Source organism: Pedococcus sp. P2_D7 (assembly GCF_056404295.1).
Window position 1 is genome coordinate 20,211 of record NZ_JBFUEH010000009.1, and the last position, 23,256, is coordinate 43,466.

The 23,256-nt window shown below is 71.4% G+C and carries 21 protein-coding genes, 1 tRNA gene and 1 other RNA gene; 17 read left to right on the forward strand and 6 right to left on the reverse strand.

The window, feature by feature from the left end; all coding sequences use genetic code 11:
• Nucleotides 1-3 precede the first annotated feature (3 nt).
• On the reverse strand, nt 4-1,638 hold the full coding sequence (locus AC1DWJ_RS18770) for an ABC transporter substrate-binding protein (RefSeq protein ID WP_457256624.1): 1,635 nt from the start codon (nt 1,636-1,638) through the stop codon (nt 4-6).
• A gap of 230 nt (nt 1,639-1,868) precedes the next feature.
• On the opposite strand from AC1DWJ_RS18770, the gene AC1DWJ_RS18775 reads away from it, so the two are divergent.
• From AC1DWJ_RS18775 to AC1DWJ_RS18785, 3 genes are read left to right on the forward strand one after another with little or no spacing between them, the layout of a single operon-like run.
• Nucleotides 1,869-3,095 carry a four-carbon acid sugar kinase family protein gene (locus AC1DWJ_RS18775; protein WP_477621648.1) on the forward strand — a complete coding sequence of 409 codons (1,227 nt, stop codon included), beginning with the start codon at nt 1,869-1,871 and terminating at the stop codon, nt 3,093-3,095.
• Between the two features lie 41 nt (nt 3,096-3,136).
• Nucleotides 3,137-4,171, forward strand: a complete 1,035-nt coding sequence (gene pdxA / locus AC1DWJ_RS18780; protein WP_457256621.1) for a 4-hydroxythreonine-4-phosphate dehydrogenase PdxA — start codon at nt 3,137-3,139, stop codon at nt 4,169-4,171.
• A 30-nt stretch (nt 4,172-4,201) separates the two neighbouring features.
• Entirely contained in the window at nt 4,202-5,005 is an 804-nt protein-coding gene (locus tag AC1DWJ_RS18785) for a DeoR/GlpR family DNA-binding transcription regulator (RefSeq protein WP_477621649.1), read from the forward strand.
• A gap of 42 nt (nt 5,006-5,047) precedes the next feature.
• Here the strand turns inward: AC1DWJ_RS18785 and fdhD are convergent, their stop codons facing one another.
• On the reverse strand, nt 5,048-5,884 hold the full coding sequence (fdhD, locus tag AC1DWJ_RS18790; RefSeq protein WP_477621650.1) for a formate dehydrogenase accessory sulfurtransferase FdhD: 837 nt from the start codon (nt 5,882-5,884) through the stop codon (nt 5,048-5,050).
• Nucleotides 5,885-5,946: 62 nt separating this feature from the next.
• Between fdhD and AC1DWJ_RS18795 the strand changes: the two genes are divergently transcribed.
• The gene (locus AC1DWJ_RS18795; protein ID WP_477621651.1) at nt 5,947-6,468 is read left to right on the forward strand and encodes a PH domain-containing protein; all 522 of its coding nucleotides are present in this window, start codon (nt 5,947-5,949) and stop codon (nt 6,466-6,468) included.
• On the forward strand, nt 6,465-7,919 hold the full coding sequence (locus AC1DWJ_RS18800) for a PH domain-containing protein (RefSeq protein ID WP_477621652.1): 1,455 nt from the start codon (nt 6,465-6,467) through the stop codon (nt 7,917-7,919). The genes AC1DWJ_RS18795 and AC1DWJ_RS18800 overlap by 4 nt, the downstream gene beginning before the upstream one ends.
• Here AC1DWJ_RS18800 and AC1DWJ_RS18805 read toward each other — a convergent pair.
• Nucleotides 7,916-10,249, reverse strand: coding sequence for an FdhF/YdeP family oxidoreductase (locus AC1DWJ_RS18805; protein ID WP_477621653.1), 2,334 nt, complete (start codon nt 10,247-10,249; stop codon nt 7,916-7,918). The two genes, AC1DWJ_RS18800 and AC1DWJ_RS18805, sit on opposite strands and share 4 nt — an antisense overlap.
• Nucleotides 10,250-10,386: 137 nt before the next feature.
• On the opposite strand from AC1DWJ_RS18805, the gene AC1DWJ_RS18810 reads away from it, so the two are divergent.
• From AC1DWJ_RS18810 to AC1DWJ_RS18850, 9 genes are all read left to right on the forward strand, one after another.
• Entirely contained in the window at nt 10,387-10,812 is a 426-nt protein-coding gene (locus AC1DWJ_RS18810; RefSeq protein WP_457256612.1) for a DUF3052 domain-containing protein, read from the forward strand.
• Nucleotides 10,813-10,834: 22 nt separating this feature from the next.
• Nucleotides 10,835-11,305 carry a peroxiredoxin gene (locus tag AC1DWJ_RS18815; protein WP_457256610.1) on the forward strand — a complete coding sequence of 157 codons (471 nt, stop codon included), beginning with the start codon at nt 10,835-10,837 and terminating at the stop codon, nt 11,303-11,305.
• Between the two features lie 73 nt (nt 11,306-11,378).
• Nucleotides 11,379-11,451 (forward strand) — tRNA-Val (locus tag AC1DWJ_RS18820).
• Between the two features lies 1 nt (nt 11,452).
• Nucleotides 11,453-12,313 carry a Nif3-like dinuclear metal center hexameric protein gene (locus AC1DWJ_RS18825; protein WP_477621654.1) on the forward strand — a complete coding sequence of 287 codons (861 nt, stop codon included), beginning with the start codon at nt 11,453-11,455 and terminating at the stop codon, nt 12,311-12,313.
• A complete protein-coding gene (locus AC1DWJ_RS18830; protein WP_477621672.1) occupies nt 12,310-13,050 on the forward strand; it encodes a zinc ribbon domain-containing protein in 741 nt (246 codons plus the stop codon). The genes AC1DWJ_RS18825 and AC1DWJ_RS18830 overlap by 4 nt, the downstream gene beginning before the upstream one ends.
• Before the next feature lie 11 nt (nt 13,051-13,061).
• The gene (locus tag AC1DWJ_RS18835) at nt 13,062-14,210 is read left to right on the forward strand and encodes a bifunctional RNase H/acid phosphatase (protein WP_477621655.1); all 1,149 of its coding nucleotides are present in this window, start codon (nt 13,062-13,064) and stop codon (nt 14,208-14,210) included.
• Between the two features lie 217 nt (nt 14,211-14,427).
• Nucleotides 14,428-14,886, forward strand: coding sequence for a rhodanese-like domain-containing protein (locus tag AC1DWJ_RS18840; protein ID WP_457256606.1), 459 nt, complete (start codon nt 14,428-14,430; stop codon nt 14,884-14,886).
• Nucleotides 14,883-16,082, forward strand: coding sequence for an O-succinylhomoserine sulfhydrylase (locus tag AC1DWJ_RS18845; RefSeq protein WP_457256605.1), 1,200 nt, complete (start codon nt 14,883-14,885; stop codon nt 16,080-16,082). The genes AC1DWJ_RS18840 and AC1DWJ_RS18845 overlap by 4 nt, the downstream gene beginning before the upstream one ends.
• A 22-nt stretch (nt 16,083-16,104) precedes the next feature.
• Complete coding sequence (locus tag AC1DWJ_RS18850; protein WP_477621656.1) at nt 16,105-17,340, forward strand: low temperature requirement protein A; 1,236 nt, start codon at nt 16,105-16,107, stop codon at nt 17,338-17,340.
• Nucleotides 17,341-17,371: 31 nt separating this feature from the next.
• Here AC1DWJ_RS18850 and AC1DWJ_RS18855 read toward each other — a convergent pair whose 3' ends face one another.
• On the reverse strand, nt 17,372-18,550 hold the full coding sequence (locus AC1DWJ_RS18855) for an ArsB/NhaD family transporter (protein WP_477621673.1): 1,179 nt from the start codon (nt 18,548-18,550) through the stop codon (nt 17,372-17,374).
• On the reverse strand, nt 18,510-19,259 hold the full coding sequence (locus tag AC1DWJ_RS18860) for a YaaA family protein (RefSeq protein WP_477621657.1): 750 nt from the start codon (nt 19,257-19,259) through the stop codon (nt 18,510-18,512). Before AC1DWJ_RS18860 ends, AC1DWJ_RS18855 begins: the two co-directional genes overlap by 41 nt.
• Nucleotides 19,260-19,333: 74 nt before the next feature.
• On the opposite strand from AC1DWJ_RS18860, the gene AC1DWJ_RS18865 reads away from it, so the two are divergent.
• Both AC1DWJ_RS18865 and rnpB read left to right on the forward strand, forming a co-directional pair.
• Nucleotides 19,334-20,782: an RNB domain-containing ribonuclease gene (locus tag AC1DWJ_RS18865; RefSeq protein WP_477621658.1), complete on the forward strand. Its 1,449-nt coding sequence runs from the start codon at nt 19,334-19,336 to the stop codon at nt 20,780-20,782.
• Between the two features lie 199 nt (nt 20,783-20,981).
• Nucleotides 20,982-21,379, forward strand: an RNA gene (rnpB, locus tag AC1DWJ_RS18870) — RNase P RNA component class A.
• 34 nt (nt 21,380-21,413) lie between these two features.
• Here the strand turns inward: rnpB and AC1DWJ_RS18875 are convergent.
• Nucleotides 21,414-22,706: an MFS transporter gene (locus tag AC1DWJ_RS18875; protein ID WP_457256599.1), complete on the reverse strand. Its 1,293-nt coding sequence runs from the start codon at nt 22,704-22,706 to the stop codon at nt 21,414-21,416.
• A gap of 109 nt (nt 22,707-22,815) precedes the next feature.
• Between AC1DWJ_RS18875 and AC1DWJ_RS18880 the strand changes: the two genes are divergently transcribed.
• Nucleotides 22,816-23,247, forward strand: coding sequence for a DUF309 domain-containing protein (locus AC1DWJ_RS18880; RefSeq protein WP_457256598.1), 432 nt, complete (start codon nt 22,816-22,818; stop codon nt 23,245-23,247).
• Nucleotides 23,248-23,256 lie beyond the last annotated feature (9 nt).

Consider the following 23,256-nt stretch of genomic DNA (forward strand, 5'->3'; position numbering starts at 1 on the left):
CGGTCAGCCGGAGACCTTGACGGTGGACAGGTCGTAGAAGTTGCCGGGCGACAGGTCCAACGTGGTGACGCGCTTGCGGCGCGCGAGCAGGTTGTTCGGGGTCCAGGCCCACATCGCCGGCCAGAGCGCCCAGATCTTCTCCTGGGCTTGCTTGAGCTGTGCGTCGCGGGCTGCCACGTCGGGGTTCTGCGAGGCCTGGTCGAGCAGCGTGGTCACCTCGGGGAAGACGAACCCGTGGTAGGTGTCGCGGGTCTTCTCCTTCTCGGCGGTGCCGCCGTACTGGCCCTGGAGGTTGGTGATGGCCAGACCGGTCTGGTTGCCGTAGCCGTTGCCCAAGATGTCCCAGTCACCGGCCTCGCCACGACGCCAGGCGTTGATGTCGCCGCCCTTGGGGATCTGCTTGAGCTCCAGCTTGACGCCCACGTCGGCCAGCATCCCGACGATCGCCTCCATGACCCGGGCAGCGCCCGCGAACTCGGAGTCCTCCCAGATGGCGCGGAGCTTGAGCCCGGAGACTCCCTCGGCGGCCAGCATGGACTTCGCCTTGGCGACGTCGAAGGTGTAGGTGCCGGTCGCCGCGAAGCCCGCCAGCGTGGACGGGACGACACCCTCGGCGGAGGTCACCTGCCCAGCCATCAGCGAGCTGATCAGGGCGTCGTGGTCGATCGCGTGGGACAGGGCCTCGCGCACCGCCGGCTTGCTCAGCGGGTGCCCGGCGGGCTTGCGGAAGTTGTAGAAGAGGTGGATCAGGCGGGTGCCCTTGGTCTGGAGGACCTCGATGTCCTTGTTCGTCTTGAGGCTCTCGGCCGACTCGGGGGTGATCGTGTCGATGACGTCGGTCTGGCCCGAGGTGAGGGCGATGACTCGCGCACCCTCCTCCTCCTGGTAGCTGACGTTGACCTCGTCGAGCAGGGCCTTCTCGCCCCAGTAGTTCTCGTTGCGCACCAAGCGGTACGTGCCGGTGCCCGAGTCCGCAGCCGCCACCGTGAACGGTCCCGAGCCGATGCCCTCGCGCAGCTCTTCGGCCTTGTTGGCCGCAGCCGGCGTGATGAGGATGTTGGACATCAGCGAGTCGAGGGTGACGACCGGCTTCTTGGTGGTGAGCGTGAAGCTCTTGTCGTCGACCTTGGTGAAGCTGGGCTGCTCGGGGAACTGCGAGGCGACGTAGCCGGCCTTGACCTGGAAGTAGAGCTTGATCGCGGTCTCGACGTCGGCGACGGTGACCGGCGACTTGTCGGAGTAGTGGATGTCGTCGCGCAGGGCCACGGTCCACACGGTGGGGGAGGTCTGGGTGAAGGACTTCGCCAGCACCAGCTCGGGCTTGAGGTCGAGCCCGATCCGGGTCAGCGCCTGGCGCACGGCCCGCTGGACGGTCACCGCGGCGTCGTACTGGTTGAGCTTGTTGTCCAGGCTCACGAGGTTGCGGTTGAGGGTGATGCTCAGCTTGCCGCCGGTGCCACCGGTCGCGGACCCGCCACCACCGGTGGTCTGCGGTCCGGCGCAGGCGGCCAGGGTCGGGCCGAGCAGGGTGCCGGCACCGAGGAACGCGGCGAGCTGCAGGATCGAGCGGCGGGATACGCCGCCCTCGGCGACCACCTCTGCACCGCTCGTGCCACCCATGGGGATGTTGTGGGTCATCGAACTTCCTCCTTGAAGTTTATGAGCGGCCCTGACGATGGGCGCCGTGTTTCGCGTTCCAAACATTGACACAGTTGCGCGTTGTGCGCAATACCTGTAGCGTCATTCGCGTCGGAAATCTCACTCAGCGAGTCGGAAGGCGCGCATGCAGGCGAGGTTGTCGCACCGGCATACAGCATCAATGATGTTGCTGTATATGGAGATTGCGCGATGTTCCAGAGGAGGTCACCGTGCTCGAACGACTGGTCGTCGCGGATGATCTCTCAGGTGCGGCCGAGTCTGCGGCGACATTCCTCCTGCGCACAACGCGCATCGCGGTGCTTCTTGCGTCTGACCGTTTCGAGGTCCCCGACCTCGGCGACGCGGGCCCCCGGGTGGTCGTCCTCGACTCCGACACCCGTCATGCGTCACCGGGTGACGCGGGCGAGGCAGTGGCCCGGTATGCCGCGCAGCTCGTGGGCGCGTCGCGCACCACGCGCGTGGTCAAGAAGGTCGACTCACTCCTGCGCGGCAACCTCGGCTCCGAGGTGGCCGCGCTCGCCGCCATGCTCGACGGCACGGCCGTCATCGCCACCGCACTGCCGTCGGCGCGACGCACCGTCGTCGACGGGGTGCCGCTGGTGGAGGGCACCCCGCTGGCCGCCACGAACCTCTGGGGCGCGGAGGACGGCCCGGCTCCCGCGACGGTCGGTGACGTGCTGACCGGCCTCGACCACGTCATCGTCCCGCTCGGGGTCGTCCGCGACGCTGCCCTGCTCCGGGCCGCCCTGACGGCGGCCGAGACGCAGGGCACGGCAGCGGTCTGCGACGCGGAGACCGACGCGGACCTCGATGCGGTCGTGGCCGCCGCGACCGTGCTCAGGAGTCCTTTGCTCGTGGGCTCGGCCGCGCTCGTCGCCGCAGCCGCCAGGCAGCTCCCGCCGGACCCGGTCCGCAACCCCCCGACCACCAGCTCCGGTGACCACGTGGTGGTCGCCGTCGTCGGGTCCGCCGCGCCGGGGATCACGGAGCAGGTGGCTCGGCTGGCCGAGCTCGGGCTCCCCGTCCTGACGCTCGACCCCCACCAGCTCCTCGAGTCACCGCAGGGGGCGGCTCACCGGGTCGCCGAGGCGTGGGCGGCGAACGGGCTGGTGCTTGCGCTCGACCAGTCGGTCTCCGTCGACCGACGCTCGGCCCGGCGCCTCAGTGCGGCCCTGGCCGCAGCCGCCGCACCTGCGACCGGCCGGGCCACCGTCCTGTTCGCGACCGGGGGGGAGACCGCCCGGGCCGTCCTCGACTCCCTGGGCGTGAGCACGCTCACGCCCGACTCGACCCACGCCGCAGCCGTGACGTCACACGCCCCGGACGGGCTGGTCGTGATCACCAGGCCCGGCAGCCACGGGGCCTTCGCCTCGTCGCTGCACGACGCACTGGCACCGTTCGCCACCGCCCCCCAGACCGACCCGTCCACCACCTGATCCCCACTGATCTCGACCGCACACCTGACCTAGGAGCCACGATGACCGTCCTGCCCAGCATTGCCGTCACGATGGGGGATGCCGCCGGCATCGGCCCCGAGGTGATCGTGCGCGCCCTGCTCGACCCCGAGTGCGCGGGTCGTTCGAACTGCGTGGTGGTCGGCGACGCCGCCAGGCTGCGTCGAGCGGCCGAGCTCGTCGGGCTCGAGCCCGACATCGTCACGGTCGCCGACGTCTCCGAGTGCGAGTTCGTCCCCGGTCGGATCAACGTCATCGACCTGGGGCTGATCCCCGAGGACCTGCCCTTCGGTGAGCTGTCCGCGGTCGCCGGCGACGCGGCCTACCACTACGTGCGGGTCGCGTCCGAGCTGGCGATGGCGCACCAGGTGCAGGCCATCTGCACCGCGCCCCTCAACAAGGAGGCGCTCCACGCGGGAGGGCACATCTTCCCGGGCCACACCGAGCTGTTGGCCAAGCTGACCGGCACCACCGAGGTGTCGATGATGCTGGCGACACCGCGGGTGCGGGTCATCCACGTCACCACCCACATCGGTCTGGTCGACGCCGTCGACCGCATCGAGCCCGGCCTGGTCGAGCGCACGATCCGCCGCGGCTACGGCGCCCTCGTCGACGCCGGGGTGAGCGAGCCGAAGATCGGCGTGTGCGGGATCAACCCCCACGCCGGCGAGGGTGGCCTGTTCGGACGCGGTGAGGAAGAGGACAAGATCGCCCCCGGTGTCCTCGCCGCGCAGGCCGACGGCATCGACGTCGTGGGCCCGCTGCCGGCGGACACCCTGTTCTTCCTCGCCGGGCGTGGCGACTACGACCTGGTCGTCGCGATGTACCACGACCAGGGCCACGGGCCGGTGAAGATCCTCGGCCTCGAGGCGGGCGTCAACATCACCGTCGGACTTCCGGTGATCCGCACCTCGGTCGACCACGGCACCGCGTTCGACATCGCGGGCAAGGGGATCGCCGACCACCGGTCGATGGTCGAGGCCCTGCGGCTGGCGGCCGAGATGGCGCCGACCCCCACCGCACCCACCGCGACCACCACCCCGGAACCGGCTCGGTGACCAGATGATCTCGGATAGGGTGCGCCACTGATGGCACGGTCACGGTCTGAGCACCGCCGCAACGAGATCGCTCGGCTCGCGGCGTCCCACGGGCTGACCAGCGTCGAGGAGCTCTCGGCCAAGCTCGGGGTGACCGCCTCGACCATCCGTCGTGACCTGGCCCTGCTCACCGCCCAGGGCAAGCTGGCCCGCACCTACGGTGGGGCGCTCAGCCTCGAGCCACACCCCGAGGCGTCCCTGCGACAGCGCCTGGGCGAGGCGCACGAGGCCAAGCAGGCCATCGCCGCCTGGGCCGCGGCCCAGGTCATCCCTGGCGAGAACGTCGTGCTCGACGGTGGGTCGACCAACGCCGCACTCGCGGCCGAGCTCAAGCACTTCCGCGGGCTCTCGGTGGCGACCATCGGCCTCACCTCGCTCGAGGCCCTCACCGACGCGGAGGACATCGAGGTGATCCTCCTCGGCGGACGGCTGCGCACCGTGAGCCAGAGCTTCGTCGGGCCGGTCACCGAGGCCGCCCTCGAGCGGATGTCCTTCGACCGGGCCTTCATCGGTGCCGACGGCGTGCGCGCCGATCGTGGCATCTGCGAGAAGGACCTGGAGCAGACCCGGCTCAAGGAGCTCATGATGAGCCGGGCCGACCACGTCTACGTCCTGGCCCACGGCGCCAAGCTCGGGGAGGCGCCGTTCCACGCCTGGGCTGTCATGCCGGCCCGCTGGACCCTGGTGACCGACGACAGCGCGACACCGCAGCAGATCCGTCCCTTCGAGGCGGCGGGTGTCGAGGTCGTCGTCGTCGACGTCTTCCCCGAAGACGCGGAGGACAGGGGGGCCTGATCCCCGACCCGGCCAGAGCCGGAGCCAGAGGCCCTTCCAGGGCTAGAGCCCGAGCCGGTGGGCGCCGGCGTAGACGGTCAGCCGCGGCGCCCGGGCGAAGCCGACCAGCGTCAGCCCGCTCTGCTCCGCGAGCTCTGCCGCCAGGGACGACGGCGCGGACACCGCGACGAGGGCGGGCAGGCCCGCCATCACCGCCTTCTGCACCAGCTCGAAGCTGGCTCGGCCGCTGACCACCAGCACGTGTCCCGTGAGTGGCAGTCGCGCTTGGCGGGCGGCCCAGCCGATCACCTTGTCGACGGCGTTGTGGCGGCCGACGTCCTCACGCACGACCAGGGCCTCCCCGTCGGGGCTGTAGATCCCGGCGGCGTGCAGCCCCCCGGTCTTGTCGAAGACCCTCTGGCTGGCCCGCATCGCGTCGGGCAGCCCGGCGACCACCACCGGTGAGAGCACGACGGGATCGTCGGCCACGGCATACGGGCTCGTGGCGGAGATGGCGTCGATGCTGGTCTTGCCACACACGCCGCAGGCGCTGGTCTGGTAGCCGGTGCGGGCGCTCCGATCGAGGTCGGGCACGACCCCGGGGGCGAGCGTGACGTCGACGACGTTGTACGTCGGGGAGCCGGACTCGTCCTCGTCGAGGCAGTGCATCAGCTGGGCCACGTCGTCGCCCCGGCGCAGCACCCCTTCGGTGAGCAGGTTGCCCAGCGCCAGGTCGAAGTCGTCGCCAGGGGTGCGCATCGTCACGGTGACGGACCTGCCACCCACCCGGATCTCCAACGGCTCCTCGACGGCGAGCGTGTCCGGGCGCGCGGTGGTGCGCACACCGTCCGGGGTCACCTCGACCCTGACCGCTGGCGTCCGCCTCGTCACCCGTCCCACGCCTGCAATGTATGCCGCGCGGTGGATGCCGGGCACGAGGGGTCGCCGGATAAGTTGGAGGGGTGAGCGACGCCCCGCACGACCAGCCCCCGTCCCCGACCGAGGTGCGCCTCTTCGGCGACGCCGGTATGCCGTGGCGGCCGGTGTCACCCAAGCTCGCCACGGCGCGGCTGCTCGTCCTCTCCGTGTTCCTGGTGCCGCTCCTGCTGGCGCTGCTCGGGCTCGCGGCGTTCGTGTGGAAGGACTTCTGGATCGGAGCGCTCGTCGTCGCGGCCGCGCTCGCCTTCGGCACCTGGCTGATCCGTCGACAGGTCCCGGCGATCACCTGGGCCGAGGGGGCCGAGGAGCTGGTGGTGCGCCGCGGCCGGATGTTCCGCACCCTCGTCAGCGTCCCGTACGGCCGGCTGCAGTTCGTCGACGTGCAGTCCGGGCCGCTGGAGCGCCGGTTCGACATGGCGACGGTCGAGCTGCACACCGCGTCGCCCCAGAGCGGCGGCCAGATCCCGGGGCTGCCGACGGCCGAGGCGGAGGCGCTGCGCGAGCGGCTGGCCGCCCGAGGCGAGTCGCAGCGGGCCGGTCTGTGACCACCGAGGAGCCGGGAGCTGCTCGCCCCGGCGACGACTCGGGGGAGTGGCGGCACCTGCACCCGCTCTCGCCCCTGCTCAGGGGTGGGATCGCCTTCCTGGCGGTGCTGGCCTACATCGTGTCGCAGCAGGCGGACTCGCTGTTCGGTGCCGATCGCGACGACCCCACCCAGGGCCACCTGGGCCTCGCGGCCATCGGGGTCGTCGTGGTCCTGCTCGCCATCATCGCGGGGGCGTGGGTGTCGTGGCGCTTCTCGCGCTTCCGGGTCGCCGAGACGCTGATCGAGCTGCGCACCGGAGTGCTCTTCCGCCAGCACCGGCAGGTGCGGTTCGACCGCATCCAGGCCGTCGACCTCGGGCGTCCGCTGCTCGCGCGCCTGACCGGGCTGTCGGAGGTCGTGGTCCAGTCCGCGGGTGGAAAGGACTCCCACCTCAAGCTCTCCTTCCTCACCGACGCGCAGGCCCAGCAGGTGCGCGAGCAGCTGATGGCGCTGGCCGGCCGCAGCGACGAGGCCACCGGCTCGTGGGCCTCGGCAGCCGACGGCGTCGCGGGCCGGGTCGGCGTCGACGCGTCGGGCCTCACCGAGGCCGACTACGCCGACCTGCCGGCGCCCGCCCCGGCTGGCGACCGGGTGCTGGCCATCCCCAACGCTCGGATCCTGCAGTCGGTCCTCTACAGCGGTCCCGGCCTGGCCATCGTGGTCGCGGTGCCCGCGCTGGTGCTCTCGGTCGCGCTGGGGGTGCCCGAGATGGTGGCCTGGCTCGGCCCGATGACCCTCGCGATCGGCAGCGCCCACCTCAAGCGGCTCACCCAGGAGTGCAACTTCGAGCTGGTCCACCAGGGCGACCGCCTGCGCATCCGGCACGGCCTCACCGACCTGCGCACCACGACGGTGCCGGTGCACCGCATCCAGGCGGTCGAGGTCAGCCAGTCGCTGCCGTGGCGGCTCACCGGCTGGTGGCGCATCCAGGTCAACGTCGCCGGCGCAGGCACCGGTGACGCCGAGACGCAAACCGTCCTCATGCCGGTGGGCAACCGCGAGGAGGCCCTGCGCGTGCTCACCCTCGTGCACCCCGGCATACCCCGTGACGCGGCCCTGGCCGCGCTGGAAGGGCAGGGAGCGGCGGAGGGTTTCGTCACCTCGACCGCTCGGGCCCGCCGCCTCGACCCGCTCAGCTGGAGCCGTCAGGGGTATGCCGTGCTGCCCGACGGGCTGCTGACGCGCCGGGGCGCGTGGTACCGCGCGGCGCAGTTCGTGCCCCACGCCCGGATCCAGTCGCTGAAGGTGGAGCAGGGGCCGGTGCAGCGCCGCAGGGGCGTGGCCACCGTCCGCATCGTCTCCACGGTCGGTCCGGTGTCACCGACCGTCGCCCACCTCGACGAACCCGACGCGGTCAGGCTGCTCAACGAGCAGGTGCTGCGCTCCAGCCGCGCCCGGCAGCGGGTCTAGGGCTGGCGAGCCTCGAAGCGGACGACCAGCGCCTTGGCCACCGGGGTGTTCGAGCGCAGTGCGACGTGGTCGGCCGACATGAGCACGTTGGTCTCGGGGTAGTAGGCCGCGGCACAGTCGGCGGCGGTGGGGTAGGCGACGAGGGTGAAGCCCTCGGCCCGCCGGTCGACGCCCTCGAACTCGCTCACCACGTCGACCACCTGACCGGCATGGAACCCGAGCCGGTGGAGGTCGTCGGGGTTCACCAGGACCACCCGGCGGTTGCCGGAGATGCCGCGGTAGCGGTCGGCGTGGCCGTAGATGGTGGTGTTGAACTGGTCGTGGCTGCGGATCGTCTGCAGCAGCAGGCGGTCCTCGGGCACCTCGAGCTGGGGCACGGTCCCGGCGAGGAACTCCGCCTTGCCGCTCGGGGTGTCGAACTCACGCAGGTCGCGCGGCTTGTGGGGGAGCAGGAACCCGCCCGGTTCGCGGACCCGGTCGTTGTAGTCGGTGAAGTTCGGGACGACGCGGGAGATGCGGTCGCGGACGAGGTCGTTGTCCTCGCCGAGCGCCCGCCAGTCGATCGTCCCGACCCCGGGCACGATCCGGTGGGCGAGGCCGGCCACGATCGCGACCTCGGACCGGCAGTGCTCCGAGGGCGGGTCGAGCCGCCCTCGTGAGAGGTGCACCTGCCCCTGGGAGTCCTCCACGGTGACGCCCTGGTCGCCCTTCGGCGTGGAGTCGCGGTCGGTGCGGCCCAGGCAGGGCAGGATCAGTGCCTCCGTGCCGGTCACGGTGTGCGAGCGGTTGAGCTTGGTGGACACGTGCACCGTCAGGTCACACGCGCGCAGGCCCTCGTGGACCACGGGAGTGTCGGGCGTGGCCATCGCGAAGTTGCCGCCCATGCCGACGAACACGCGCACCGACTTGTCGCGCAGTCGCTGGACGGTGGCCGTCGCGTCGACGCCGTGCGCGGTCGGAGGGGTGAAGCCGAACTCGGCGCCGAGCGCGTCGAGGAACGACTGGGGCATCTGCTCCCAGATCCCCATCGTGCGGTCGCCCTGCACGTTCGAGTGGCCGCGGACCGGGCACGGTCCCGCTCCGTCCTTGCCGATGTTGCCCTGGAGCAGCAGGACGTTCACGATCTCCTGGATCGTCATGACGGCGTGCACGTGCTGGGTCAGGCCCATGGCCCAGCAGACGACGGTGGCCCTCGACTCGGTGAAGCGCTGGGCCAGCGCCGCGATCTCAGAGCGCTGGAGCCCGGTCGCGAGCTCCGTTGCGTCCCAGTCGATCTCGCGCACCGCGTCGACGTAGGCGTCGTAGCCTGCGGTGTGCGCCTCGACGAACGCGCGGTCGACGACGGTGCCGGGGGCAGCCAGCTCGGCCGCGACCAGCAGGTGACCCACGGCACGGAACAGCGCGTGGTCACCCCCGAGCCGGATCTGCAGGTGGTCGTCGGCGAGCGCCGTGCCCGCGCCGACCAGGCCGCGCGGGGACTGGGGGTTCTTGAACCGGATCAGCCCGGCTTCGGGCAGTGGGTTGACCGCCACGATGACGGCGCCGTTCTCCTTCGCCCGCTCGAGGTGCGTCAGCATGCGTGGGGCGTTCGTGCCGGGGTTCTGCCCGGCGATGACGATCAGCTCGGCCTGCTCCAGCGACTCGAGCGTGACGGCGCCCTTGCCGATGCCGATCTGCTCGCTCATCGCGGTCCCGGAGGACTCGTGGCACATGTTGGAGCAGTCGGGCAGGTTGTTCGTGCCATAGGCCCGGACCATCAGCTGGTAGAGGAACGCCGCCTCGTTGCTCGTGCGCCCGGAGGTGTAGAAGACCGCGTCGTCGGGGGACGGGAGGGCTCGCAGGTGGCGGGCCATGATCGAGTTGGCCTCGTCCCAGGACACCGGCTCGTAGTGGGAGCCGCCGGGTCGCAGGTGCATGGGCTCGGTGAGCCGCCCCTGCTGCCCGAGCCACCACTCGCTCTGCGCGTCGAGGTCGGCCACCGAGTGCTTGGCGAAGAAGTCGCGGTCGACCCGCCGCTTGGTCGCCTCCCACGCGACCGCCTTCGCGCCGGACTCGCAGAACTCGGCGACGTGGCGGTGACCGGCCTCCGGGTCGGGCCACGCGCACGACGGGCAGTCGAACCCGTGGTCCTGGTTGAGCCGGCCGAAGACCCGCGCGGTCCGCGGCAGCCCCATCTGCTCGATGCCGTGGCGGAAGGAGTTGGCCACGGCCGGCAGCCCGGCGGCCCACTGCTTGGGCTCGTGGGCGTCCACCGCACCGGTCGGGTCCACGACGCTCAGGGCCTCGGTGGTGGTCTCGGGGTGCCCGTCGGAACGCTGCTGGTCAGCCATGGTTCCGACCCTAACCCCGCCGGCGCGGCTGTCCACGCGGTGGGAAACTGTGCGTATTCCGGCGACTCGGTTGAAAAACCCGGCCCAACCCGATGGACTTACCTGCAACTGACCGACTCGAGGGGATGGAGAAGGGTGTGACCACGCCAGCGCAATCTGCGCTGCAGACATCGGTGGGCCGACTTGGCTTCACCGCCGGACAGGTGATCCAGGAGTTCGGCTACGACTCTGACGTCGACGACGACTTCCGCTTCGCCATCGAGGACCACACCGGCACCGACCTCGAGGACGATGACTACCAGGACGTCGCCGACTCGTCGCTGATCTGGTGGCGCAAGGACGACGGCGACCTCGTCGACGCGGTCGTCGACGCACTGACCAACCTCGGCGACGGGGGCTCGGTCGTCGTGCTGACGCTCAAGGCCGGCCGCCGCGGGCACGTCGAGGCGAGCGACATCGAGGAGGCCGCCACGACGGCGGGCCTGCACACCTCGGGCACCGTCAACGCCTGCGACGACTGGACCGCGACCAAGCTGGTCGCACCCAAGACCGGACGGCGTTGACCCCGCTGGCAGACTGCCGACCATGACGTCACCGATCGCAGTGGGCACGCCGGCTCCGGACTTCACCCTCAGGGACCAGAACGGCCAGGCGTTTTCGCTGGCCGACTTCCGGGGCACCAAGAACGTCGTGCTGGTGTTCTACCCGTTCGCCTTCTCGGGCATCTGCACGGGTGAGCTCTGTGAGATCCGCGACGACCTCGGTGGGTTCGTCGGCGACGACGTGCAGGTGCTCGCCGCCTCCTGTGACCACATGTTCAGCCAGCGTGCGTGGGCCGACAAGGAGGGGTACTTCTTCCCCCTCCTGTCCGACTACTGGCCGCACGGGGCGGTCGCCCAGCAGTACGGCATCTTCAACGAGCAGGCCGGCGCCGCGCTGCGCGGCACCTTCCTCATCGACACCGAGGGGATCGTGCGCTGGTCCCTGGTCAACGAGATCGGCGAGCCCCGCGACTTCAGCGGCTACCACGCCGCCCTGGCCGAGCTGCGCGGCTGACCACACATCGCGCGGTGACCTGACAGAATGACGCCGCTGTCCGATCGCGGCGTGCCCGCGGCGTGACGACACGGGGCCTGTAGCTCAGTTGGTAGAGCGCCACGTTTACACCGTGGATGTCGTCGGTTCGAGCCCGGCCGGGCCCACATGCACACCACCCTCGCCGAGGTCGTCCGGGTGCTCGACCACCTCTACCCACCGTCGACCGCCCAGTCCTGGGACCAGGTCGGGCTGGTGGCCGGTGACCTCAGCCAGCCGGTCCGCAGGATCCACTTCGCCGTCGACCCGACGCTCGCCGTGGTGGAGGAGGCGCGGGCCCTGGGGGCCGACCTCCTGGTGACGCACCACCCCTTGCTGCTGCGCGGCATACACAGCGTGGCCACGACCGGCGCCAAGGGCGCGACGGTCACGGCGTTGGTGGTCAACGACCTCGCGCTCTACGTGGCCCACACCAACGCCGACGTCGCGCAGCCCGGTGTCAACGACGCGCTGGCCCAGGCCTGCCGCCTCACCGACGTCGAGCCGCTCGCCGTCGTCGAGGGACAGGCGCTGGGCCGGGTGGGCCGGCTCAACCCACCCGTCACGCTGGCCGAGTTCACCGCCTCCCTGCATGCCGCCCTGCCGCCCTCCCCGGGTGGGCTCCGGGTCGCCGGGCCACCCGACGCCCGCGTCGAGCGCATCGCCGTGATGGGGGGTGCCGGTGACGACCTGTTCGACCACGTCCGGGCCAGTCGGGCCGACGTCTACGTCACCGCCGACCTGCGTCACCACCCCGTGCTCGAGGCGCGCGAGGAGGCCCGGGGTGGCCCGCCCTACATCGTCGACGCCGGGCACTGGGCGACCGAGTCGCTGTGGCTGGCCGGTGCCGCGGTTCGGGTGCGGACGGCGATTGCGGCGACCGGCGACGGCACCTCTAAGGTGGAGACCCACATCTCAACACTGCGCACCGACCCGTGGGACTTCGTGGTCGGAGCCGAACCGCCCGCTGGCCCTGGAGGTACGTCCTGAAAGCCGACCCGTCGCGTCAGTGGCGACTGCTCGACCTGCAGGCGATAGACACCCGTCTCGACCAGATCGAGCACGCCCGCAAGAGCCTGCCCGAGCACGCCCGGCTGGCCGACCTCGAGACCAAGGCCGAGGGCCTCGACTCCCTGCTGGTGCGCGCCAGGACGGAGCTGGGCGACATCCAGCGCGAGGTCGCCAAGGCCGAGGCCGACGTGCAGCTGGTGCGCGACCGCGCGGCGCGCGACCAGGCCCGGCTCGACGCCGGCACCGGCTCCGCCAAGGACCTCCAGGCGATCCAGCACGAGCTCACCTCCCTGCTCCGGCGACAGTCCGAGCTGGAGGACGTCGAGCTCGAGGTCATGGAGCGCGCTGAGGACGCCGAGTCGGCGGTCACCCAGCTGGACGCCGAGCGCGCCACGCTCACCGAGCAGCTGACCGCCGCCCAGGAGGCCCGGGACGCCGCGCTCGCCGACCTCGAGGCCGAGGCCGTCAAGGTCGCCGCCCCGCGGGCCGACATCGTGGCCGGCGTCGGCGACGACCTGGTCGCCCTCTACGAGAAGATCCGCGCGCAGAGCGGTGGCCTCGGCGCCGCGCCGCTGCGCCAGCGCCGGTGCGGTGGCTGCCAGCTCGAGCTCAACAACGTTGACATGAACCGCATCAAGGCGGCTGCCGCGGACGAGCTGCTCCGGTGCGAGGAGTGCCGTCGGATCCTCGTGCGCACCGCCGAGTCCGGCCTCTGACCCGTGTCGGCATGACTGGACGCACGCTCGTCGTCGAGGCGGACGGTGGTTCCCGGGGCAACCCTGGCGTCGCGGGCTATGGCGCGCTGGTGCGCGACGGTGCCAGTGGCCGGGTGCTCTGGGAGGGCGCTGCCCCGCTGGGCAAGGAGTCCAACAACGTCGCGGAGTACTCCGGCCTGATCGCCGGGCTCGGGGCGGTGCTGCGGATCGACGCGAGCGCCGACGTCGAGGTGCGGATGGACTCCAAGCTGGTCGTCGAGCAGATGGCCGGGCGCTGGAAGATCAAGCACCCCGACATGCGCCAGCTCGCGCTGGAGGCCCGCGACCTGGCCGCGCAGATCAGCGCTGCCGGCGGATCGGTCACGTTCACCTGGATCCCGCGTGAGCGGAACAAGGACGCCGACGCGTTGTCCAACGACGGCATGGACGGCAAGACCATCGACCGGATGCTCGTCGGCGAGGGCGACTCGGCTGATGACGCGACCGTGGCCGAGGTGGTCGACGAGGTGATCGACCCGGCGCCCAGCCCGGCCCCACCCGGCCCGGGGGAGGGCACGCCGACCCGCATCGTGCTCGTGCGCCACGGCGTCACCGACTTCACGGTCGCCTCCCGCCTCGACGGACGTGGGGGCTCCGACCCCTCGCTCAACACCGCCGGGCAGGCGCAAGCCGCCGCCGCCGGCCGGGCGACCGCCCACCTGCTGGGTGGCGCCCCGGCGCGCGTGGTCACCTCGTCACTGGCGAGGGCCAGGGAGACCGGCGCGGCGGTGGCGGAGGCCATCGGGGTGACGCCCGCGGTCGACCCCGACTGGGACGAGCAGGACTTCGGCGACTGGGACGGCGCCAGCATCCCCGACCTGGTCCGCGACCAGGCCGACGCGCTCACGGCCCTCCGGGTCGACCCGGCCTACGCGCGTCCGGGCGGGGAGTCGCACGACCAGCTCGCTGCGCGGGTGGTGGCGGCGTTCGACCGCATCGTCGCCGCAGGGGGCACCACCGTCGTCGTGTGCCACCGCAAGCCGATCATGTGCGTGCTCGCGCACGTGCTGGGCATCCCGCACGACAAGGTCTGGCGGCTTGCCGCGGCACCCGGGTCGCTGACGGCGCTCGAGGTCTGGCCGGACGGCAACGTCTCGGTCGCCTTCACCAACCGCACGTAGGCTCGCGTCTCACGCCTGCCATTGCCGGCACCGGTGGTCACCACCCGGCGCTGATCCATACAAAAGGCGAGTGAGCGACCTGCGACCGGCGCTAACTCGCCTTTTGCATGGACAAGCGCCGCAGGGCCTGGCTGCCGATGCGCGCGATGCCCGTGCGAGACGTCCACGAGGTGGGCCGCTCGTCTCGCCATGTGGCGAGAGTCCTACGCTGGGCGACATGAGCGCGGAGTCAACCAACGCCGGGGCCACCAACGCTGCGTCGAGCACCTATGCCGGAGACGTCACCCCCGACGACGCGTATGCCGCGCTGGCAGCCGACGACGACGCGGTCCTCGTCGACGTGCGGACGAGGGCCGAGTGGAGCTACGTCGGGCTGCCCGACCTGAGCGCGCTCGGCAAGCGCGTGGTCTGTGTCGAGTGGCAGCGCTATCCCGACGGAGCCGTCAACGGCGACTTCGTCGAGCAGCTCCAGGACGTGGGCCTGCCGGACGGAGCCCCCATCTACTTCATCTGCCGGTCCGGCGTGCGGTCTGCTGCCGCCGCCAAGGCCGCGACGCGAGCGGGGCTCGGTCCGGCCTACAACGTCCTCGAGGGCTTCGAGGGACCGCACGACGAGCACCACCACCGGGCCGTCTCGGGGTGGAAGAACGCCGGACTGCCGTGGCGCCAGGGATGAGCGAGCTGACCCCGGACTCGGGGGAGGGCCCCACGTTCCGCCCCGACACGGTCGCCGTGCGAGGCGGACTGGCGCGCAGCAACTTCGACGAGACCGCCGAGGCTCTCTACCTCACCTCGGGCTTCGTCTACGAGAGTGCCGAGCAGGCCGAGGCGGCGTTCAAGGACGAGGTCGACCACTTCATCTACAGCCGCTACGGCAACCCCACGGTCACCATGTTCGAGGAGCGGCTGCGCCAGCTGGAGGGTGCCGAGGCCTGCTTCGCCACGGCGTCGGGGATGTCGGCGGTGTTCGTCGCGCTGGCCGCGTTGCTGGGCCAGGGCGACCGGGTCGTCTCCTCGCGCGGGCTGTTCGGTTCCTGCTTCGTCATCCTCGACGAGATCCTGCCGCGGTGGGGCGTGGAGACGGTGTTCGTCGACGGGCCCGACCTCGACCAGTGGCGCGAGGCGCTGTCGGTGCCGACCCAGGCGGTGTTCTTCGAGACGCCGAGCAACCCGATGCAGGAGCTCGTCGACATGCGCGCGGTGTCCGACCTCGCGCATGCGGCCGGCGCCCAGGTGGTCGTCGACAACGTCTTCGGCACGCCGGTCTTCTCCAAGCCGCTCGACCACGGCGCCGACATCGTCGTGTACTCCGCGACCAAGCACATCGACGGCCAGGGCCGCACCCTGGGTGGCGCGGTGCTGGGCACGGCGGAGTTCGTCAACGGCCCGGTCAAGAACCTGATGCGGCACACCGGTCCGTCGATGTCGCCGTTCAACGCGTGGGTCCTGGTCAAGGGGCTGGAGACCCTTTCGCTGCGGGTCGAGAAGCAGGCCGCGAACGCGCTGGCCGTCGCGGAGGCCCTCGAGGCGCACCCGCGCGTCACGACGGTGCTCTACCCGTGGCTGCCGTCCCACCCACAGCACGACCTCGCCCGGCGCCAGATGCTGGGTGGGGGCACGGTGGTGACGTTCGAGATCGACGGCGGCAAGGACGAGGCGTTCGCCCTCATGAACGGGCTCCGCGTCGTCGACATCAGCAACAACCTCGGTGACGCCAAGTCGATGGTGACCCATCCGGCCACCACGACCCACCGCAGGCTCACGCCCGAGGCGCGCGCTGCGGTCGGCATCACCGACGGTACGGTCCGGATCTCGGTCGGCCTCGAGGATCCGCTGGACGTGATCGAGGACCTCGTCCGCGGGCTCGGCTGAGCCGCACCCCTAGGCTGCCCGCATGGCCACGACGCACCGGCTCAGCAGGATGACCGGTCGGAGCGAGGACGAGTCGCACCGCACCGCGACGCCGCTCGAGCTGTTCTTCGACCTGAGCTTCGTCCTCGCCTTCAGCGCGGCCTCCGCGCAGTTCTCCCATGCCGTCGCGGCCGACCACCTCTCCAGCGGGCTGGTCGGCTTCGTCTTCAGCATGTTCGCGATCGTCTGGGCGTGGATCAACTTCACCTGGTTCGCCTCGGCCTACGACACCGACGACTGGCTGTTCCGCGTCACCACGATGGTGCAGATGGTCGGGGTGCTCGTCCTCGCCATCGGCATCCCGCCGCTGTTCGCCTCGCTCGAGCACGGCGAGCACCTCGACAACGGCCTGATGGTCGCCGGCTACGTGATCATGCGGCTCGCGATGGTCTTCCAGTGGCTGCGGGCCGCCAAGCAGGACCCGGCCCGTCGGTCCGCCTGCCTGGCCTACGCGAAGGCCATCGCCCTGGCACAGGTCGGCTGGGTGGTGCTCATCGCCGTGCACACCACACCCTGGCAGACCTTCGTCCTGATGCTCCCGCTCTACGTCGTGGAGCTCGGCGGGCCGCTGTTCGCCGAGCGTCGACGCGGTGGCACGCCCTGGCACGCGCACCACGTCGCCGAGCGGCACGGCCTGCTGGCCATCATCGCGCTCGGCGAGTGCCTGCTCGGCACCATCGCCGCGCTGTCGGTGCTCGTGGAGGAACAACACGGGTTGAGCGTCGACGTCGTCGTGCTGGGTCTGGCCGGCACCGGTCTGGCCTTCACCATGTGGTGGCTGTACTTCACTCTCCCGTCGGCTGACGTGCTGCACCGCAGGCGCCGGCTCGGCTTCCGCTGGGGCTACGGCCACATCGCCGTCTTCATGGCGATCGCCGCCACAGGCGCCGGGCTGCACGTCGCCGCCTACTACCTCGAGGGCGAGTCGACGCTCGGCCCGGTCGGGGTCGTCCTCGCCACGGCGGTGCCGGTGGCGGTGTTCGGCCTCTGTCTCGCCGCCCTCTACGCCCTGCTCGTCGGGTTGGACCAGGCGGCCCTGCGCAACGGGCTCGCCTCCCTGGTGCTGCTCACGCTCGCGGTCGTCCTCGCCGCCTCCGGGGTCGGGGTGCCCTGGTGTCTCCTCGTGGTGATGCTCGCGCCGGTGCCGGCGATCGTCAGTGACGAGCGGGTCGTGGCCCGTCGCCGCGAGCAGGCGTTGGCCAGGCTCCTCGACGACTGACCGCGCGCGCGACCGGGCGAGCCAAGGCCGACTAAGCGCTGACGACGAGGGCGCCCAGCGCCAGACCGCCCGCCACGACAGCGCACAGGAGCCCTTGGACGGCGAGCGACCACATCGAGATCTGTATGCCGCGCGCGCGGCACCGCTGAGCCCAGAGCAGGGTGGCCAGCGAGGCCCACGGCGTCACCAACGGTGCGACGTTGACCCCGATGAGCAGCGCCATCAGTCGTTGGGGGTCGTCCGAGGTCACGGCCTCGAGGGCGATGTAGGCGGGCAGGTTGTTCACGGCGTTGGCCGCGACCGCTCCCGCACCGGCCACCTGCGCCAGGTCCGCGGCCGAGGTGCCGTCGCCGGCCAGCGACGCGAGGGCGGGCTCAAGGCCCAGCTGGAGCGCGGCGTCGATCACGACGAAGAGCGCGGCCACCGCCAGCGCCATCTTCCACGGCACGGTGAGGTGGCGCACGAGGTCGCGGTCGCGCGACCACGCTGCGACGACCAGGACGACTGCGGCCATCCCCGAGACCCAGGCCGGGGGCAGCCCCACCGCGAACAGCGGACCGACGGCCACGCACACCGCGGCCGAGACCCGCAGGAGGACCTGGTCGTGCGGGTCGGGCGGGGCGTCCGGCAGGTAGCGCCCTGCGAGCTCGCGCCGGTGCAGGACGACGAGGACCAGCACCGTGCCGACCACCGCAGCAACTGCGGGCAGGACGGCCAGCCGGACGTACCCCGTGTGCCCCACACCAAGCAGCTCGAAGTGATGCAGGGCAAGGAGATTGGTGAGGTTCGATACCGGCAGCAAAAGGCTGGCCGTGTTGGCGATCCACAGGGTGGTCAGGGCGAACGGCACGGGGGAGATGCCGAGCTGGGCGGCGATCGCCAGCCCGACCGGGGTGAGCAGTACAGCCGTCGTGTCGAGGCTGAGGACGACGGTGCACGCCACCGCGACGAGGACGAACAGCAGCCACAACACCGGCGTACGGTGCCGTCCGGCCCGGGACGCCCAATGACCCGCGACGTCGAAAACCCCTGCGGCGTCGGCGATCTCGGCCACCACGGTGATCGCCACGAAGAAGATGAGGACCGGGAGCACCCGCAGCAGGACATCGCCCAGCTCGGCGGCGTTCACCGCGTCGACCGGGACGACCGCAGCGACTGCGGCGCCTGCGTCACGCGCGTGCAGTGGTGTCGATGACCCAGGGCCGCCCAGCCTTGCCCGGCGGCGTGAGCTCGACGTCGAACGACTCCTCGAGCACGGTGACGAGGTCGGGCACCCGCCGGACGTCGCGTCCCACGCGGCACAGCTCGCGGGCGACGAGGCCCCTCGTGTGCTTGGCCATGTGGGTGGCGCCCGGGACCCGGACCTGCACCCAGCGGTCGGCGAGGTCGCCCGTGGGCGTCCACGCCGCGGCATACGTGCTGGAGCGGCAGTCGACCACGACGCCCCGGCCGGCGACCTGGGGAAGGACGCCGGTGAGCTCGGGCTTCCAGGCACTCGCGAGCGGTCCGACGCCGGGGAGGTTCACGGCCATCGAGAGGCGGTAGGGCGCGATCGCGTCGGTGGGTCGGACGGCACCGTAGAGGGCCGACACGACGACGATCCAGCGGTTGGCCCGGCGTTTCGCAGCGGGGTCGAGGTCGGCGTAGCCGAGCGCGTCGTAGAGCACCCCGGAGTAGACGCGGGAGGCGGGCAGGGCCGGCGCGGTGTGCAGCACGAGGTTGCGGGCGATCTCGGCGGTGAGGTTGGCGCTGACGCCCAGCGTGGCTGCCGCGTCGGGGTGCGCACTCACCTTGGCGACCGCGTCGGCGACGGCTTGGCGGGTCGGCGCGAGCTCGGGGAAGGACAGGTGCTCGGGGACCACCGACCGGCCCCGGGTGCGCCCGGTCTTCGACTCCGACGGAGGCAGCAGGATGAGCACACGGACAGCCTAGGACCAGCGGTCCGGCGGTTCGCCGACGGCTCCCGGCGGTGGGTGCTGGTTAGGTTGGGGTCATGCCCAAGCGCAGCATCCACGTCCAGGAACCCACCCGCGAGCAGACCGTCGAGCAGTCCGCAGCGCTGGTCGCGAGGTTCGACGCCATCCGTGCCGAGCTCAAGGTCCCCGAGGCGTTCCCGCCCGAGGTGGAGTCCGAGGCGAAGGCTGCCGCGGACGCCCCCGATCTGCCCGAGCGCGACGAGACCGCCCTGCCGTTCCTCACCATCGACCCGGCGGGGTCGATGGACCTCGACCAGGCCCTGCACATCGAGCGTGCCGGTGACGGCTACCGCGTCCGCTACGCCATCGCCGACGTGCCCGCCTTCGTCCGCGCCCGGGGAGCGGTCGACGCCGAGACCCGTCGCCGCGGCCAGACCATCTACGCCCCCGACCAGCGCACCCCGCTCCACCCGCCGGTGCTGAGTGAGGACGCCGCGAGCCTCCTCGCCGGCCAGACCCGCCCGGCGTTCGTCTGGGACATGACCCTGAAGGCCGACGGCGAGGGCACCGACGTCGTGGTCTACCGCGCGATGGTGCGCAGCACCGACCGGCTGGACTACGAAGGAGTGCAGAAGGCCATCGACGACGGCTCGGCCGACGAGCGGCTCCTGCTGCTCAAGGAGGTCGGGCTGAAGCGGATCGAGTTCGAGCGTCGCCGGGGTGGCGCGAGCCTGCCGATGCCCGAGCAGGAGGTCAACGAGGACGACCACGGCCACTACCGGCTCTACTTCCGGCCACCGCTGGAGGTCGAGGACTGGAACGCGCAGATCTCGCTGATGACCGGCATGGCCGCGGCCGAGATGATGATGAAGGCCAAGGTCGGCATCCTGCGCACCATGCCGGCCCCCGACCAGAACGCCGTCGGCCGGTTCCGCCACGCGAGCCGCGCGCTCGGGGTCGAGTGGCAGAAGGGCACGCCCTACGGCGAGTTCCTGCGCACCCTCGACCGCACCAACCCCAAGCACCTCGCGCTCATCCACGAGGCGACGTCGCTCTTCCGTGGAGCCGGCTACACGCCGTTCGACGGGGAGCTCCCCGAGCAGACCGAGCACGCGGCGGTCGCCTCCCCCTACGCCCACGTCACCGCGCCGTTGCGCCGGCTCGTCGACCGGTTCGGGCTCGCCATCTGCGAGGCGGTCAGCTCGGGCGCGGAGGTGCCTGCCTGGGCGCGTGCGGCGCTGCCGTCGCTGCCCGAGGTGATGGCCGCCTCGGACAAGGTGGCCAGCGGGGTGGAGCGCGCCTGCGCCGACGCAGTGGAGGCCGCGGCCCTCGAGGACCGGGTCGGCGAGGTGTTCGACGCGATGGTCGTCGACCAGCGCGAGAAGGGCGGCGCCGTCGTGCAGATCCAGGACCCCGCCGTGCTCGCCAACGCCGCCGGGCAGGCCGAGCTCGGCACCACGGTCACGGTCCGGCTCACCGAGGCCACCGTCGCGACCGGCACCGTGCACTTCGAGATCATGCACTGACCCAGGTCGCCCCGTCGCCGGGCGACCACGGTTCGGCAGCGTGAGGGGTGTGCCGCCCGATCCGAGCAGGACCCGACCGGTGACTACCTGGGTAACCCTCGACCGTGGTCGCCCGCCGACGCCCACCGGCGCGATCGCGACGGCGAGGTATGCCGCGTGGCGGGCCGCGCGGCATACCTGCCCTATCCTTGGCGACGGATGAGTCGGTCAGGCGGTCGCGTCGGTGAGCAATCACCGCCGAGGAACGTCCGGGCTCCGAAGGGCAAGGTGGTGGCTAACGGCCACCCGGGGTGACCCGCGGGACAGTGCCACAGAGAACAGACCGCCACGGTGGACCACCCGGCTCCGGCCGGACAGGCACCGCGGTAAGGGTGAAACGGTGGTGTAAGAGACCACCAGCGGGCCAGGTGACTGGTCCGGCTAGGTAAACCCCACCTGGAGCAAGCTCAGACAGTGCACGTTCGAGGGCGGCCCGCCCGAGTGCACGGGTAGGGCGCTGGAGGCAGTCGGCAACGGCTGTCCTAGATGGATGACCGTCTCCCGCTGGCCGGCAACGACCAGCGGTGACAGAACCCGGCGTATCGACCGACTCATCCACCCCACCTCGGCCCGGGCACTGCCGCGGTCGTGGTCAGGCGGGGGCGGTGGGGGCGACACCGGGCGTGGTGGGGCTGGACGTGACCCGGTCGGCAGGGGCGTTCTGGCGACGTGAGAGCAGGAGTGCGGGCACCGCCAGCGCCGAGATCGCGGCGCCGACCAGGTACGACGGTCCGTAGCCCCACACGTCAGCAGACTTGCCGAGGACCGGCTGGCCCCAGACCCCACCGCTGGAGCCCATGAGCGAGTCGAACGACAGGATCGTGGCGCGCTGCTTGGAGGGGATCAGGCCGTTGAGGTAGGTCTGGCGGATCGGCATCGCCGCCGCGAAGAGCAGACCCCACACGCTCACCAGGGTGATGACGACCCAGAAGCTCTGCAGGAGCCCCATCAGCGCGAGGGAAAGGGTCCCCAGGACCGAGATCGCGACCAGGGCGCTCGTCCGGCGGTGGACGAAGTGGCGCAGCCGGGGACCGAGCAGGCCCCCGAGGATCTGGGCCCCGGCCACGATCGCCGCTGCGAGGCCGGCGATCTGGTAGGCGTGCGGGTCGCCGTAGAGCTCCAAGAGGTAAGGCTGCAGGGCGTAGAACGCGTAGATGGCGACACCACCGGTGAACAGCGACTCGACCATCAACCACTTGACGGCGGGCACCCGCCACCCGAGGTCCACCGAGGTCGCCACGATGTGCCGCATCTCGGCGAGCGGGCGGCCGCGCGGGTCGGGTGTGAAGCCGATGTCGTGCATCACGACCGACGCGAAGAGGAACATCACCGCGAGGATCGCCGCGCGCAGCACGAAGGGCACCCCGACCGACGTGTGCTGGGCGATGACGCCGCCGCCGAGCGAGCCGACCAGCATCGCGGCCCCGCCCACGACCTGACCGCGGCCGAACACCGACTCGACGGTGCCGGTGAAGTTGACCGCGGCCAGGGCGTCGATGAGCCATGCCTCGACCGCGCCCGAGAAGAACGTGAAGCCCAGTCCGAGCCCGATGGACGCCAGGGCCCACAGCCAGAACGGCGAGTGCCAGTGCCAGAGCGCCACGTAGGCCAGGGTGGCCGCGCTGAGCGTGATCGTGCCGAGCAGGTACGACGCGCGGCGACCGATCGTGTCGGCCACCACCCCGGTGGGCACCTCGAAGATCACCATGCCCGCGGTGAAGAAGGCGTTCGCCGCAAAGGCCTCGAGGTTCGACAGGCCGGCGTCGAGCAGGAAGATCGTGTTGATGCCCCAGATCAGCGCCTGGGCAAGGGTGTTGCCGAGGAGCAGCATCAGGTAGGTCCGCTCGACCTCCCGTGCCGTCGTGACGGGAGAGGCATTCGACACGGAACCACTAAAGCGCGCCGACGGCTCGACGTCGACGGGCGAACGGATGAGTCGCGCTGCTCGGGCCGTGCACTGGGCACCCGACGCCGCTCCTTGGGAGACTGGTCGCATGACTGACTCTGATCGTGACAGGGACACCACCGGCCGCGCCCGCCAGGCCAGGCCGCGTGACGCCCTGGGCCGACCGCTGCCCTATGGCGCTGAAGGTGTCGAGCCGGTCTCGGAGGAGCCGCTGCCCCCCGAGGAGACTCTCGCGGCAGCTCGGGAGCTCGTGGGAGCAGGACGACCGTTTTCCGCCCACGAGGTGCTGGAGGCGCGGTGGAAGGCCGGACCGGTCGAGGAACGCGACCTGTGGCAGGGGCTCGCCCAGGTCTGCGTCGCCATGACCCATGCGGCCCGCGGCAACCAGGTGGGAGCCGACCGGCTCTTCGACCGTGCCGCGGAGCGGCTGACGGCATTCGCTGCGACCGGACGCTCGGCCTACGGAGTCGACCTGGCTGCCGTTTTGGAGTCGGCGCGAGGTCACGTCGGAAGGCTGTGAAGGGCCCGT

Bases quoted from the DNA above. Each gene is read 5' to 3' on its own strand.
- pdxA (WP_457256621.1), top strand. From the start codon at position 3,137: ATGACCGTCCTGCCCAGCATTGCCGTCACGATGGGGGATGCCGCCGGC.
- AC1DWJ_RS18805 (WP_477621653.1), bottom strand. From the start codon at position 10,249: ATGGCTGACCAGCAGCGTTCCGACGGGCACCCCGAGACCACCACCGAG.
- AC1DWJ_RS18880 (WP_457256598.1), top strand. From the start codon at position 22,816: ATGACTGACTCTGATCGTGACAGGGACACCACCGGCCGCGCCCGCCAG.
- AC1DWJ_RS18785 (WP_477621649.1), top strand. From the start codon at position 4,202: ATGGCACGGTCACGGTCTGAGCACCGCCGCAACGAGATCGCTCGGCTC.
- AC1DWJ_RS18840 (WP_457256606.1), top strand. From the start codon at position 14,428: ATGAGCGCGGAGTCAACCAACGCCGGGGCCACCAACGCTGCGTCGAGC.
- AC1DWJ_RS18835 (WP_477621655.1), top strand. From the start codon at position 13,062: ATGACTGGACGCACGCTCGTCGTCGAGGCGGACGGTGGTTCCCGGGGC.
- AC1DWJ_RS18850 (WP_477621656.1), top strand. From the start codon at position 16,105: ATGGCCACGACGCACCGGCTCAGCAGGATGACCGGTCGGAGCGAGGAC.
- AC1DWJ_RS18770 (WP_457256624.1), bottom strand. From the start codon at position 1,638: ATGACCCACAACATCCCCATGGGTGGCACGAGCGGTGCAGAGGTGGTC.
- AC1DWJ_RS18815 (WP_457256610.1), top strand. From the start codon at position 10,835: ATGACGTCACCGATCGCAGTGGGCACGCCGGCTCCGGACTTCACCCTC.
- AC1DWJ_RS18825 (WP_477621654.1), top strand. From the start codon at position 11,453: ATGCACACCACCCTCGCCGAGGTCGTCCGGGTGCTCGACCACCTCTAC.
- AC1DWJ_RS18845 (WP_457256605.1), top strand. From the start codon at position 14,883: ATGAGCGAGCTGACCCCGGACTCGGGGGAGGGCCCCACGTTCCGCCCC.
- AC1DWJ_RS18865 (WP_477621658.1), top strand. From the start codon at position 19,334: ATGCCCAAGCGCAGCATCCACGTCCAGGAACCCACCCGCGAGCAGACC.